The sequence below is a fragment of the Microcystis sp. BLCC-F210 genome, assembly GCF_042134685.1.
GTDB lineage: Bacteria > Cyanobacteriota > Cyanobacteriia > Cyanobacteriales > Microcystaceae > Microcystis > Microcystis aeruginosa_D.
In genome coordinates this window covers 4,103,598-4,117,245 of record NZ_CP169647.1, presented here as the reverse complement: position 1 = coordinate 4,117,245, position 13,648 = coordinate 4,103,598, and the positions used below count along the sequence as shown (strand labels likewise).

Here is a 13,648-nt window from a genome sequence, read left to right as displayed (position 1 = left end):
TTGCTGTTCAGACATTGACGACTGTTTTCAGTTTGTTACTCTCAAACCCCGAAAGGATAGATAATTATGGATGTTAGATTATACGATCATGTGGTTCTTTGTCTTGATGTTCCCGAAGACAATCTCAAATCGGGAGATGTGGCAGTATTAGTGGATTTAATCCCCCATCCTAGCAATGGCGAAATGGGAGCAATTTTAGAGGTTTTTAACGCTCTCGGTGAGTCAATTTCAGTAGTTACTGTGCCAATTTCGGCGATTAAACCCCTACAGGCCAATGAAATATTTACCGTCCGCTCTTTAGTGAAAGTTGAATAAGTTAAAATCAAAGAGAATGTCCCTATCGCTGCAATTTTAATTACCGATGAATCTCCTGAAAGATAGTAAAAAAATCCGTTTTATTGACCTCTTTTCTGGTTTGGGAGGGTTTCGATTGGCAATTGAACAAGTTTGTCGCCAAAAAAACTTAGAATCTGATTGTGTCTTTTCCTGTGATATAGATAAAGACGCTCAGGCAATTTATCACGCTAATTTTGGCGCACAACCCCAGGGAGATATTACCGAAATCGCTGCCCTAGATATTCCCAATCATGATATTTTAATGGCGGGATTTCCCTGTCAACCCTTTAGTATTTGTGGTGATTTAAAGGGGTTTGAAGACACCAGAGGCACGCTATTTTTTGAGATTGCTCGCATTTTAAAAGCCAAACAACCCGCAGCATTTATTCTGGAAAATGTCAAGCAATTGCAGGGACATCAACAGGGAAAAACCTTAGAAGTTATTCTCAATACTCTGCAAGATTTAGATTACTATACCGATTATCGGGTTTTGAATGCGCTTAATTTTGGTTTACCGCAAAAACGGGAACGAATTTTTATCGTTGGTTTCCGAGAAACTAGGGGTTTTATCTGGCCAAAACCAGCTTTATCTAGAACAAGTTTAACGGAAATATTAGAGGAAAATGTCTCGGATTTTTATTATGCTTCCGAAAAAATTCAAAAAAGTCGCCTGCTGAAAAGAGAGGGAAAAAAAACTTATAGTGAACCGACTATCTGGCACGAAAATAAAGGAGGAAATGTCAGCGCTTATCCCTATTCCTGTGCCTTGCGAGCAGGAGCATCCTATAATTATTTGTTAGTGGATGGGAAAAGACGTTTAACAGCAAGAGAAATGCTCCGTTTACAAGGTTTTCCCGATGATTATCAAATTGTCGGTAGTTATCAAACTATGCGAAAATTAACCGGTAATAGTGTAGCGATTTCCTGCGTAGCTGCTGTGGTTAATTCTGTAATCGAGTCTTTGTTAGATATTGAGCAAGCATCAACTAATTCATTCTCGTTCAGCGGAAGAGATTCGGGAAAAAGTTGCAAGTTTTCTAGCTACAAGAGGTCTAAATATTCAGCCATCGAAGACAAGGTTAGTAGCCTCGAGAGAAGGATTTGACTTTTTAGGATGGCACTTTGTTGTGCAAGTCAACGGAAAATTTAGAAGTTATCCCTCAGAGGAAAACTTTAAAGCCTTTCGTCAGAAAGTTAAAGCTATCGTCAATCACTCGAATTATGGGGCAAAGATTAAAGCCCAAAAATTAGCTCCAATAGTCAGAGGATGGAGAAACTACCACCGCTATTGTCAACTGAATGGCTCAAGATTCTCATTATGGCAACTTAATTATAAGCTAAGACGCATTTAAACCGCTTATTCTTAGATTAGCTGAACCCCTCCCCAATCCCTTTACTGTTGCCTTTTGCCTCTTGCCTTTTGCCTCGTCTCAACCAGCAATTTAAATTACCAACAGCTTATGACATATAAAGTGTTCTTAAAAGAAAAAAAGGTAACCCGCCAGATGGATGCAAATTTAGTCAAAAAAGCGTTTCCACCTGTGCCATATTCAGAAAACAAGCACATCAACGTTAGAGGAGATTATTCACCTTTTAACGGTGACTTAGTTTACTGGTCTAAGAGACAGTCCAAACTTGACAACGGAGCCACTTCTAGGACTTTAATCCGACAGAAACATACCTGTGGATATTGTGGCTTGAAATTTATTGATGAGGAAAAAATACAACTGCACCACATCAATAGAAATCATTATAACAGTCGAGCTAATAATTTGTTAGCAGTACACGAATCATGCCAAAATTACATCCACAGGTGCAAAAGTGAAAGCTAAGATTATCGGGAGCCGAGTGCGGTGAAAGTCGCACGCTCGGCTCTAAGAGAGAGGTACGGAGGATAATACCTCCCATCGACTCTACCCAAACAGTGAGTTTTAAAAACACTCAAGCTCTAATCACAGTAATTCTATATTTATTTTCCGTCACCACAACTTCAGATGATAACCTTTCTTCCATAGGTAAAGCAACGCCTATCAAAGATAAATAACCAACCAAAATCTAAACCCAAACGTCCTAAATAAGATTCTAATTGTTCAATTCCATCAGCTTGTGGATTGCGTTTTTTATCTCTCCACACCTTCAATTCAATCCCTAAAATTACCTCTTTATACTGCAAACATAAATCCATTATATCACTACCAATGGCATATTCCCTTTCTAAAACTCCCCCACCATTAACCACACGATGTAAAAAAGCCATTAATACAATATGTGGAGCGATTTCATGATAACCAGTGCTACCTAATAACGGTTCGACCTGTTGTCGCCAAAACTTGATAAATGCAGTTAATAAACCATCTATATTTAATTCACCTTTTGCTGTCAACCAACTAGGACTAATTAAAGGTAAACTGTCCTGAGTTCCTTGTACTAAAACGCGTGGAATTACTTCACGATAAATGGGGTTAGAAATAACTAATCCCCCCATCGGATCAAGTCGTAATAATCCTAAATCTATTAAATATTGGCGATCATCTGCTAGGGTATCGGGTAAGGTTTGCCCTGCTAAAATCGGTTCAATAATGTTTTTCACTCGTTTTTCTCTGAGTCTTTCTGCTAAACTATCTAAATGAGTATCCTGACGAGCTATTAATATTTCTTTGGCTGTTAAAATGTGTTCTTTTGTAAGAGTAATACTTCTATCTTTTACCATTTTTCTACAATTTCTTTAGCTAAAGCATTAACTAACCAAGGTTGTCCTTGAGTTAAATCATAAGCTGTTTCTATTGCTTCTGGTGTGAAAATTTGTCCAGTTGCTGCTGTATGCTGTTGATATAATTCTCCCACTTCTGCAAGATTAAAATTTCGCATAGTCAGAGAAGCAACTTTTATATTAAAAGGACTGGATGTATTTAATCTATCACTACCTCCCGATGCTACTTTATAATCTCGCACATCTCGCAAACCAATTAATCCTACTGATGAGGGAAAATTTTCTGGACGATTGGGAAAACCATCTCTTAACTGTCGTAAAACTGATATTAATGTTTGGTCTTGTAAAGAGTCAATTTCATCTATAAATAATACTATGGGACGGTTTAAGGATGTTGCCCAATCTGATAAAAAAGCCTTAATTCTGCTTCCCGGTTGTTCCTGTTGCCATTCTTTTACAGGTGGTTGCAATTCTTTAGGTAAACGAATATTTATTGTATTATACCATGCCCCTAAAATTGCCAATTCTGCGGCACTAGGATCATGATTAAATGCACTTCCTACTTCCACTGATACCATGACTGCGGCATAATTTCCAGTATCAGTAAGTTGTTTTGCTAGGGATAACATAGCGGTGGTTTTCCCTGTTTGTCGTGGTGCGTGAAGGACAAAATAACTACGTTGTTGAATTAGCTCCTCTAAATCTGGTAATCTGACTGTGGGAGAGAGCATAAGTAGTCGTGCAAAATTAATTTCCTAGTAAAGATAGGCAAAAGGCAAGAGGCAAAAGGCAAGAGGGGGTTAGATATGTGTAATTAATTTTGCTTAGGTACTTATAGTGGATATCGTCTTTACAGGGACCGGCAATATTAAACCAGCGAGTCATAGAATTTTGGTAATAGGTGAACTCTTTAAGTTTACACATTTATTTGGAAAAGTTTATTTAAAATAATTAAAATAATACTGCTTGACATAAGGTAACACATAAGTTACTATAACAGTATGCCTATTATAAAAGTTCAAGAATATCTTAAAGAAGATGGTTCGAGTCCTTACCAAGAATGGTTTAATAGTTTGGATGTCCAAGCTGCTGCAAAGGTAACAGTTGCTAAGTCTCGTTTGGAATTAGGCAATACATCAAATGTTAAATGGTTTGATGGAATTGGGGAATATAAGATTGATTGGGGTCCAGGATACCGGATTTATCTAGCTCAAGATGGTAAACAGCTTATAGTATTATTTGGTGGAGGAACAAAGAAAAATCAGCAATCTGATATTAATCGTGCTAAAGAATTATACCAAGAGTACAAAAGACGAAAAAAAGAAATTAGCAAAGAGCAAGCAACTGACAACGATAATAGAGATAAGAGGTAGTTATTATGGCACTAACTAGAGATTTTAAGGAAACTGTTAATGCAAGAGTACAAAGAGATTCTGAATTTACAATTGCTTTACTTGATGAAGCTATTTCTCTTTTCCTAAATGGTGAACCAGAAACAGCAAGATTAATTTTAAGAGATATTGTTAATGCAACTGTAGGTTTTGAACAGTTAGCAATTGAAACCTCTAAACCTAGTAAAAGTTTACAGCGAATGTTATCAGCAAAAGGTAATCCAACGATGGATAATTTGACTGCTATTTTCAATGTTTTGCGAAAAAAACTGAATGTTGATATTCAGGTGAAAACGATGGTTATTTACCATTAAAAATTAGGGATGCCAGAAATTTCTAACAGCATGGAAAATATTAATAGGTGAATCTTAACGATATACGAAAAAACTCTTGACATTATGACCAAATTATGTGTAATACATTTGACTAGATTGTTTGGCGTGATCAACGTAAACTTTTCGTCTAAATAAATAGTTAAGCATCAAGATAACTTATATATAGCGTTTCTGATTCACAAGAGGTACATTCCCGATCCTGAACAGCTTAATCAGCAAAGGTTTAAGTGTGCCGCACAGATGCGAGAACCGCTATATCTCAATTATTCCTTAAGACTGTTTAAATGCAGCACAGCAGTTATCTTTTAGCGACAATGAACAAGGATCAACTTTTAACCGAACCTTTTTTACAATTACCCACCGAAACATCAATACAAGTGATTTGGTTTACGGAATTTTTTGGCACTGGCCATCAAGTCCGCTACGGGGAAAAACTAGAGAAAATAGCACCCGCTCGCACTAGCAAATTAACTAGAGTTAGAGAAGATGCTCAATCGAGAACCCTTGAAGCTTATCAATCTTTAACCGATCGAGAAATCTGGCGACACCAGGCCGAAATTACTGATTTAAATCCCGGGGAAAGGATTCCCTATCAAGTCACCAGTTTTCAAGAAAATACAGCGATTAGAAGTGATATTTATACCCTTACCCCAAGACCAAAAAAAGGAACTAATCTCAAAATTCTGCTCACTTCCGATCATCAATTAATGCCTATGACTGCCGCTAATTTACAAAAAGTTAGCGAAACTATTGGACAGGTAGATGCGGTTTTTTTAGCGGGAGATTTAGTTAATATACCCGATCGAGCTTCCGAATGGTTTGATGATAGTCGCGGTGGGGCATTCTTTCCCTGTTTACAAGGTCGTGCTAATTATCCTCTTACAAAGAATGGTATTCAGACTATTTATAAAGGGGGAGAAATTATTCAAAATGCTCCCTTATTTCCTGCTATTGGTAATCATGAAGTTATGGGCAGATTTTCTACTTCTATAGATTTAAATGAACAGTTTAAAGATGCTATTCCTCAGTTTATTGCTAAAAAACTAGCGGAGGATACAGCAGCAATTAATGAAAAATGGTTAAAAAATCATGCTTTTAACACAGACACCTACGAAGAAATTTTTTCTTTGCCTCAAAATAAATATTATTCTCTAAACTTTGGCGATATTCGTTTAGTGGTTTTATATGTTACTAATATCTGGAGAAATCCCAATTTAGAACCCAATGCAAGGGGAAGATATTACGAAAATCAAAGAGACTTAGATAGACCAGATCGCTGGGGTTATGGTCAGCATATTTTTGAGCCAATTGCCCAGGGTAGTCCTCAGTATCAATGGTTAGAAAAAGAGTTAAATAGTCGAGAATTTCAAGAGGCGAAATATAAGGTAGTTATGTTTCATCATCCTCCCCATACCCTAGGAGTAAATATCGTTCCACCCTACACCGAACCCGTGCCGACAATTCAACGGGATGCCACGGGAACAGTTACATCGGTACGTTATGATTATCCTCAAGAAAATGATTATATTATTCGTGATCTGATTCCTTTATTAGAATCAGCTAAGGTTAATTTGGTTTTTTATGGTCATTCTCATTTATGGAATCGTTTTCTTAGTCCTAAGGGTATGAATTTTCTCGAATCTTCTAACGTTGGTAATAGTTATGGTGCTTATTTAGGTGATAAAAAACGTCCTGTACCTCTCGATAGAAATTATGCGGTCATTGGTAATCCCAATGGATTAGAAGCAATTATCCCGAATATTGCTCCTCTAGTGGATTGGGTTAATCAACCTTTACCCTATATTGCCAGTAATGATCTGACGGTTTTTAGCATTTTAGATACAGAAAAAGGAACCGTGAGCAGTTATCGTTTTGATACTCGTTATCCTGACTCCGAGGTAATTAAATTTGATGAATTTGAGCTTTTTAGCGTCAGTGAAGTATAATAAAATTAAAAGATGCTGGTTAAATAGATTCTCTTAGGGGTAATTGTATGACTACTGTTACTAGCAATGATATTCAAGAATTGAAAGACTTACTCTCGGCAATGCGACAGGAAAACCGCGAGCAGATGATTTCCCTGCGACAGGAAAACCGCGAGCAAATAACTTCCCTGCGACAGGAAAACCGCGAGCAAATAACTTCCCTGCGAGAAGAAACTCGCGAGCAAATGACTTCCCTGCGAGAAGAAACCCGCGAGCAAATAAGTTCCCTGCGAGAAGACACCCGCGAGCAGATGATTTCCCTGCGAGAAGAAACCCGCGAGCAAATTGATACGCTAAAGGAAGATAATCGCCAACAAATAGAAACCCTGAGAGAAGAAAATAACAAGCAATTTATTAACCTACACAAAGAAATCACGGAAGTCAAAATTATCACGGCTAAAATTGAAGGAACAATTCAATCCCAAGCAGTATTAACCCAAAAAATTCCCGATTTAATCGAGAAAGTTGGGGAATTAAAAAACTGGAAACAAATAGCTATTGTCGCTATCACTGCTTTTACCAGTGCCACAATTACTTGGTTTATTCGAGGAGGAAATTTAAAACCTTAAGAAAAAATTTTCCCATAAAAAGCCCCTACTTCTTCATGGAGTAGGGGGTGAAATAAAGAAGATAAAACTGACAACTTACTTAGCTTTACGCGCTAACAATCCTAAACCCATTAATCCTGCATAAATAAAAGCAGAAGTGGTCGGTTCAGGAACTTGAGTCGTACCATCATCAACAAATACAGTGATCGGGATTTGACGCATGGAAACTGAGCCGGCAGACTCAAATGTCAATCCCGTGACAAAAGCGAGAGGATTGGTGGGATCTAAACCCGCACTGGTTTCAATACCACGAACACTGAAACAACGGAGAGGTGAAGCAAAGTTAAAAGTCGTGCCTCCCGTCAAGGTTGTGCCACTGGAAACAAAATCGGTACAGTTCCCACCACTAGAATCTGACCACAATTCATAGAAACCATCACCGATACCCGTGGGTAAAAGCACTGAGGTCATATTCGGACCTGAATCGACGATATAGTTATAACCTACCGCCACATCGGGGTCGATAAAGAAAGGACGGTCGGGTTCAGTGATATTGAAGTCAAACTGAAAACCATCCTCGATAATCACTGGGAGCAAGGGATTGTCAGGGGTACTACCAGGTGTTTCACCGTTGCGGATAGCGAAAGACCATAAACCGGGGGTATCAAGGGAAACGTTACTGATATTGGCTAAGTTTAACACTTCCGATGTGCGCGAACCGGGGAGAGTAAAGAAGTTAATTCCATCCCCCGCATCGAAACCAGCTTGAGCGGGAGTTCCACCTAAACCACCGCTGCCACCACTGGCATCTCCCGTTGTCCATTGCAGTTGTCCGTAACGAAACTCGATGTCGAAATTCCCATCAAGTCCGGTATCAGGCCGATCCCGGAGGACGACTTGGAAAGTATTGAGTAAATCAGTCTGAGAGTTATAATAGCCTACTTGATCCCAAGTTACAACCACTGTACTTTCATTGGGAGAAGCCACATAAACCGCCCCAGTACCGCGGGTATCCACATCACCCCAGTAGGGTGCAATCATCGGTTGGTTGGTAATCGGGAAAGGACTGGGAGTAAATTGACCCAGTGGATTAACAAAAGTTAAATTACCGTTGTTGTTGACGAAGAAAGTGCTGAAATCACTGCCAAAAAAGTCAATATTAAAGGGCAAGTTTCAGCAATTCTCATTTTGAAATAAATAGAGCATTAACCCCGATTTTGGCAGGGAAAATATAGTACGAAGCAACTATTTTCTAGAAGAGGCGAACAATAAAAAAAACAATTGGCTAGACAAATTAAGTATAAATACTCAAGCAATCAAAGAGGTTGGCTGAGAACGAACGGGGTTAAATCAGGAAGATAGTTCTGTTTTTAGAATAGAGAATTCAAGGGAAATAAAAATTTATAATTATTGTCAGCTAAGGTAAAATGGGTGAGATAGAAATCCACTAGCACGTCAAATTATTCCAAGATGGCTCAAAAAGCGGCAACCCTAGAAATTTCGGAATTAATGCAATTTTTACATCAAGAATTAGATGATTTACCCGATGAGAGGAAACCTGGAAATAATAGAAAATATGAGATAAAAGATGCCGTGATGGCTGCATTTTCAGTCTTTTTTACTCAGTCGCCGTCTTTTTTAGACCATCAACGTTTAATGAAAAGCAATAAGGGAAAAGATAATGCTGAAAGTTTATTTTCAATTAAAAAAATTCCTGGGGATAATCAAATAAGAAATTTGTTAGATCCAGTGCCAGCATCTAATATCTCTAGGACTTTTCAAAAAGTCTATGAATGGTTAAAAGAAAAGGGAGTTTTGAAAAAGTTTCTCTACTTAGATGGAGAAATATTAGTGGCGTTAGATGGCACAGAATATTTCTCATCAAAGAAAATTAATTGCCCTCATTGTAACTGTCGTAATCATCGAAATGGAACTACAACTTATTTTCATGGCTGTGTCACACCGATAGTAGTTTCTCCTAAGCAAAAACAAGTAATTAATTTAGAGCCAGAATTCATTAAAAAACAAGATGGACATCAAAAACAAGACTGTGAAAATGCGGCCGTTAAAAGATGGTTAAATAGGAATCATAAAAATAAGTATGGTTATCCTGTAACTCTTTTAGGAGACGACTTATATTCTCACGAACCTGTTTGTGAATTAGCGATAAAACAAGGTTATAATTTTATTTTTGTTTGTTTGGAAACGTCGCATAAAACTTTATATGAATGGCTAGAATTTTTAGAAAAAAGTGGCGAAGTTAGGACCGTTGAAAAGAAACAATGGGATGGACGAAAAAATCTAATTTATCGTTATCGTTATGCTTCTAGAGTTCCCTTAAGAGAGGGGGACTCAAGTCTCGAAGTTAATTGGTGTGAAGTGACTGTTATCAATGAAAAAACCCAGAAAACTATCTACCAAAATAATTGGATAACTAATCATAAAATCACGGAAAATAATGTCGAAGAAATTGTCAAAGCTGGACGTAGCAGATGGAAAGTTGAAAATGAAGGCAATAACGTTCTTAAAAATCACGGTTATAATTTAGAGCATAACTTTGGTCACGGTCAGAATCATTTGTGCGAGTTCTTATTGTCTTTGAATTTACTAGCTTTTTTATTTCATACCGTGTTGGATTTAGTTAATTACACCTATCAAAAGATTCGTGAGCTATTAGTAACTAGGACTTCTTTCTTTAATGATATTCGTACCCTATTAAAATTTATTTGGTTTAAGAATTGGTCGGAATTTTTCTCATTTATTCTAACCGAATATGTCCCATTTAAAAAAGTAAATTCTAGTTAAAAATGTCAATTTTTCGAGAGAAGGAAAGATTATTTTATTCATTGAAAAAACCACAAATTAGGTCAGAATTTCAGCTAAATTTATGAGTTGAGATAAGTTTTTTATGGGCAGATATTTTAAAACTGTCTCTTGAAGCTAATTATGATGATTATCTTGAAAAAAAATGATAATTAGACAGAAGTTCTCTATGTGAACAAGAGAACTTTATCTTCTTTTGTTTTCAAAATGAGAATTGCTGGGCAAGTTTAACTGACTCGAAGATCCATCATCGTTTGGTCCCTGGGATAATTCACCAAAACCAGCGGGTCCGCCAAAACCGTTGAGGATGACACTAGCATCCGCCAGAGACACTTCTGCACTTAGTCCTAAGCTCATTAATCCGACAAAACCAATGGCAAGATTTTGACAAAAATGAGTGAATCCGTTGTTTTTTTGCGTCGAAACTGTCATTTTAGTTAAACTCCAAATATTTGAGGTCGCTAAAGTTACATTTTTGTGATCGAGTTCATGAAGAACAACCGTCATCATAATCCTATCCATCGAACTACCTTATTTTTACGTACGGAGTTAATGTTTCTTAACAATCCCACCTTCCGCACTTCTTAACATTCAATTGATAATTTTTACTAATACATTGCTGACAACCCTTTGTCAGTAAGGATTGTAGCTACAATGATCGATTTTCATAAAGGTGAAGAATTGTAATTTGTTTTCTCAGAAAAAATCAATTATTGAAAATGTTTTCAATAGTAGTTTCTACAATAAAGGTTTTTCGTCAAAACATCTTGGGGAATGTAAAAATATATAAAGGTATATGAAGATGTGCGGAATGTCGGAACAATTCCTAATTGGTGCATTTGCAGAATAATCGGTTTTAGGGGTTCTCCGAAAGCGGTTAAAGAATAGGCAACTTTAGCAGGAATTTCTGGATAAACTTTTCGGTGAATCAGCTGAGAGGGGGACAAGCGAGCTAGAAGGTAGATACGCTTTGCACGGCTAAAACTTGCATTTTTTACTCAAGGACAATAATATAGTTTAAGAGTCATATCGCTCTTCTGGAACTCTGGCAAAAATCTTACAGTCTCTCAACAGGGTGGCATAAATCGACGAGCCAATAATTTCCTCTGGGGATTCTCCTAAGTCAACAATTTTTGATAATACCTCTACCCAATTAATAATACTGATATAACACCCATTAATCAAGGCATTTTCTACAACTTCTGCTCCTGGTTCATCTCTAAGATAAGCTAAAAATGCAGAAGCACCTAACACAGATTTATTCACTTAAATACTCCTGTCTGCGTTCTTGAATAAGTTCATCTACTAAATTTCTATCAGGTGATTTATCTTTTAATAAACCTCTTAATTTTTTAACTTGGTTTTTGAGACTAACTAATTGCAGTGTTCCATTATCTTCCAGAGTTAAAATTAATCTATCTCCAGATTCTAAATTAAGAATTTGTTGGATTTCTTGCGGTAAAGTTAAACGTCCTTATGGTTCAATATCAAGTATGTATTGTTGAGAAAGTGATAAATTAACAACTGTCATAACTTTATATTTTCTTGTTTTCTACCTATTTCTAGTTTAGCAAAATTCTAAAAGTTAATCCTGTAGGGTGCGTTAATGAAATGTAACACAAACAGTGAGTTTTGGAAATACTCAAGCTCTAATTACAGTAATTCTATATTGATTTTCTGTCACCACAACTTCAGTTGATAATCTTTCTTCCATTGGTAAAGCATTTTTCCGTCTATCAAATATAAACAACCAACCAAAATCTAACCCCAAACGTCCCAAATAAGATTCTAATTGTTCAATTCCATCAGCTTGCGGATCGCGTTTTTTATCCCGCCATACTTTTAATTCAATCCCTAAAATTACATCTTTATACTGCAAACATAAATCCATTCTATCACTACCAATGGCATATTCCCTTTCTAAAACTCCCCCACCATTAACCACACGATGTAAAAAAGCCATTAATACAATATGGGGTGCGATTTCATGATAGCTTGTACTACCTAATAATGGTTCGACCTGTTGTCGCCAAAACTTGAGAAATGCTGTTAATAAGGCATCTAGATTTAATTCACCCTCTGGGGTTAACCAAGTGGGTGCAATCATGGGTAAAGATGCCATTGGTGTGACTGTTAACACCCTGGGTAACACTTCTCGATAAATGGGATTAGCAATAGTTAATCCTCCATAAGGGTGCATTTTACATAATCCTAAATCTCTGACAAATTGAATATCATCATTGGGAATATTCCCTAATTCTAAACCTGCTAACATTGGTTCAATAATTGCCTTTATTCTTGGTTCTCTTAACCTTTCCGCTAAACTATCTAAATGAGTATCTTGACGAGCTATTAATATTTCTTTAGCTGTTAAAATGTGTTCTATGGTAATAGCGATATTTCTATCTTTTACCATTTTTTCTACAATTTCTTTAGCTAAAGCATTAACTAACCAAGGTTGTCCTTGAGTTAAATCATAAGCTGTTTCTATTGCTTCTGGTGTGAAAATTTGTCCAGTTGCTGCTGTATGCTGTTGATATAATTCTCCCACTTCTGCAAGATTAAAATTTCGCATAGTCAGAGAAGCAACTTTGATATTAAAAGGACTAGATGTATTTAATCTATCACTACCTCCCGATGCTACTTTATAATCTCTCACATCTCGTAAACCAATTAATCCTACTGATGAGGGAAAATTTTCAGGACGGTTAGGAAAACCATCTCTTAACTGTCGTAAAACTGATATTAATGTTTGGTCTTGTAAAGAATCAATTTCATCTATAAATAATACTATGGGACGATTTATCGATTTTGACCAATCTGATAAAAAAGCCTTAATTCTGCTTCCTGCTTCTTCCTGTTGCCATTCTTTTACAGGTGGTTGCAATTCTTTAGGTAAACGAATATTTATTGTATTATACCATGCCCCTAAAATTGCCAATTCTGCGGCACTAGGATCATGATTAAATGCACTTCCTACTTCCACTGATACCATGACTGCGGCATAGTTTCCAGTATCGGTAAGTTGTTTTGCTAGGGATAACATAGCGGTGGTTTTCCCAGTTTGTCGTGGTGCGTGTAGGACAAAGTAACTATGCTGTTGAATTAGCTCCTCTAAATCTGGTAATCGCACTGTGGGAGAGAGCATATAGTGGATATCGTCTTTACAGGGACCTGCAATATTAAACCAGCGAGTCATAGAATTTTATTATTTAGTGGACATTTTAATTTTAGATGATTTTGGTGGGGTTTGTGATGACAGCAAGGAGGAGGTGATGCTCGGCCATACTTTGTTATGCTTGATTATGATCAATTATTGTTATATAGAGGAATGCTAGGCTGATTTTACGTTTGCTAATAGGTAGTGATACTAAATCTGGTTATTAAAAGTGGCATTTAATATACAAGACTTTGATTCTTGATAGCTTACTGGTATAATACTGGAGCGCACTCGAAACCCGATCGCACTGTGGTGACAGGAGATCAGTTAATTATCAAAATTGAAAATTTAAGCTAATTG

10 protein-coding genes and 5 pseudogenes are annotated in these 13,648 nt (G+C 36.8%); 8 read left to right on the top strand and 7 right to left on the bottom strand.

The annotated features are described in order from the left end of the window. The first annotated feature begins 66 nt into the window (after positions 1-66). The 3 genes and pseudogenes from ACE3JL_RS20000 to ACE3JL_RS19990 all read left to right on the top strand — a co-directional run. Positions 67-315 carry a DUF4926 domain-containing protein gene (locus tag ACE3JL_RS20000; protein WP_002789664.1) on the top strand — a complete coding sequence of 83 codons (249 nt, stop codon included), beginning with the start codon at positions 67-69 and terminating at the stop codon, positions 313-315. A gap of 46 nt (positions 316-361) precedes the next feature. Beyond that, positions 362-1,342, top strand: a pseudogene (locus tag ACE3JL_RS19995) (DNA cytosine methyltransferase); the annotation flags it as partial. Then, positions 1,341-2,168: pseudogene (locus tag ACE3JL_RS19990) on the top strand (group II intron reverse transcriptase); the annotation flags it as partial. The pseudogenes ACE3JL_RS19995 and ACE3JL_RS19990, both read left to right, overlap by 2 nt. A gap of 109 nt (positions 2,169-2,277) precedes the next feature. On the opposite strand, the pseudogene ACE3JL_RS19985 reads toward ACE3JL_RS19990, so the two are convergent. Beyond that, a pseudogene (locus ACE3JL_RS19985) lies at positions 2,278-3,931 on the bottom strand (AAA-like domain-containing protein). A 116-nt stretch (positions 3,932-4,047) separates the two neighbouring features. Here ACE3JL_RS19985 and ACE3JL_RS19980 point away from each other — a divergent pair. The 4 genes from ACE3JL_RS19980 to ACE3JL_RS19965 all read left to right on the top strand — a co-directional run bounded on the left by ACE3JL_RS19980 (position 4,048) and on the right by ACE3JL_RS19965 (position 7,326). Continuing rightward, the gene (locus ACE3JL_RS19980; RefSeq protein ID WP_375328215.1) at positions 4,048-4,419 is read left to right on the top strand and encodes a type II toxin-antitoxin system RelE/ParE family toxin; all 372 of its coding nucleotides are present in this window, start codon (positions 4,048-4,050) and stop codon (positions 4,417-4,419) included. Positions 4,420-4,424: 5 nt separating this feature from the next. Beyond that, positions 4,425-4,751 carry a DNA-binding protein gene (locus ACE3JL_RS19975; protein WP_190356883.1) on the top strand — a complete coding sequence of 109 codons (327 nt, stop codon included), beginning with the start codon at positions 4,425-4,427 and terminating at the stop codon, positions 4,749-4,751. Positions 4,752-5,056: 305 nt separating this feature from the next. Then, complete coding sequence (locus tag ACE3JL_RS19970) at positions 5,057-6,718, top strand: metallophosphoesterase (RefSeq protein ID WP_375328214.1); 1,662 nt, start codon at positions 5,057-5,059, stop codon at positions 6,716-6,718. Between the two features lie 47 nt (positions 6,719-6,765). Further along, positions 6,766-7,326, top strand: coding sequence for a hypothetical protein (locus ACE3JL_RS19965; protein WP_375328213.1), 561 nt, complete (start codon positions 6,766-6,768; stop codon positions 7,324-7,326). Between the two features lie 75 nt (positions 7,327-7,401). Here ACE3JL_RS19965 and ACE3JL_RS19960 read toward each other — a convergent pair whose 3' ends face one another. Then, positions 7,402-8,475 (bottom strand): nidogen-like domain-containing protein, encoded by a 1,074-nt coding sequence (locus ACE3JL_RS19960; RefSeq protein ID WP_375328212.1) that lies wholly within the window; start codon positions 8,473-8,475, stop codon positions 7,402-7,404. A 300-nt stretch (positions 8,476-8,775) separates the two neighbouring features. Here ACE3JL_RS19960 and ACE3JL_RS19955 point away from each other — a divergent pair. Beyond that, a pseudogene (locus ACE3JL_RS19955) lies at positions 8,776-10,024 on the top strand (ISNCY family transposase). A 290-nt stretch (positions 10,025-10,314) separates the two neighbouring features. Here ACE3JL_RS19955 and ACE3JL_RS19950 read toward each other — a convergent pair. The 5 genes and pseudogenes from ACE3JL_RS19950 to ACE3JL_RS19930 all read right to left on the bottom strand — a co-directional run bounded on the left by ACE3JL_RS19950 (position 10,315) and on the right by ACE3JL_RS19930 (position 13,327). Then, the gene (locus ACE3JL_RS19950; protein ID WP_375328211.1) at positions 10,315-10,638 is read right to left on the bottom strand and encodes a hypothetical protein; all 324 of its coding nucleotides are present in this window, start codon (positions 10,636-10,638) and stop codon (positions 10,315-10,317) included. A 215-nt stretch (positions 10,639-10,853) separates the two neighbouring features. Then, positions 10,854-11,075: a winged helix-turn-helix transcriptional regulator gene (locus ACE3JL_RS19945; RefSeq protein WP_253256913.1), complete on the bottom strand. Its 222-nt coding sequence runs from the start codon at positions 11,073-11,075 to the stop codon at positions 10,854-10,856. A 70-nt stretch (positions 11,076-11,145) separates the two neighbouring features. Beyond that, a complete protein-coding gene (locus ACE3JL_RS19940) occupies positions 11,146-11,394 on the bottom strand; it encodes a hypothetical protein (RefSeq protein WP_228008479.1) in 249 nt (82 codons plus the stop codon). Further along, positions 11,387-11,590: pseudogene (locus ACE3JL_RS19935) on the bottom strand (SpoVT/AbrB domain-containing protein); the annotation flags it as partial. The gene ACE3JL_RS19940 and the pseudogene ACE3JL_RS19935, both read right to left, overlap by 8 nt. A 180-nt stretch (positions 11,591-11,770) precedes the next feature. Beyond that, positions 11,771-13,327 (bottom strand): AAA-like domain-containing protein, encoded by a 1,557-nt coding sequence (locus ACE3JL_RS19930; protein WP_375328210.1) that lies wholly within the window; start codon positions 13,325-13,327, stop codon positions 11,771-11,773. Positions 13,328-13,648 lie beyond the last annotated feature (321 nt).

Excerpts from the sequence above, each read along its gene's own strand:
- ACE3JL_RS20000 (WP_002789664.1), top strand. The coding sequence starts at position 67 with ATGGATGTTAGATTATACGATCATGTGGTTCTTTGTCTTGATGTTCCC.
- ACE3JL_RS19965 (WP_375328213.1), top strand. The coding sequence starts at position 6,766 with ATGACTACTGTTACTAGCAATGATATTCAAGAATTGAAAGACTTACTC.
- ACE3JL_RS19975 (WP_190356883.1), top strand. The coding sequence starts at position 4,425 with ATGGCACTAACTAGAGATTTTAAGGAAACTGTTAATGCAAGAGTACAA.
- ACE3JL_RS19950 (WP_375328211.1), bottom strand. The coding sequence starts at position 10,638 with ATGATGACGGTTGTTCTTCATGAACTCGATCACAAAAATGTAACTTTA.
- ACE3JL_RS19930 (WP_375328210.1), bottom strand. The coding sequence starts at position 13,327 with ATGACTCGCTGGTTTAATATTGCAGGTCCCTGTAAAGACGATATCCAC.
- ACE3JL_RS19970 (WP_375328214.1), top strand. The coding sequence starts at position 5,057 with ATGCAGCACAGCAGTTATCTTTTAGCGACAATGAACAAGGATCAACTT.
- ACE3JL_RS19980 (WP_375328215.1), top strand. The coding sequence starts at position 4,048 with ATGCCTATTATAAAAGTTCAAGAATATCTTAAAGAAGATGGTTCGAGT.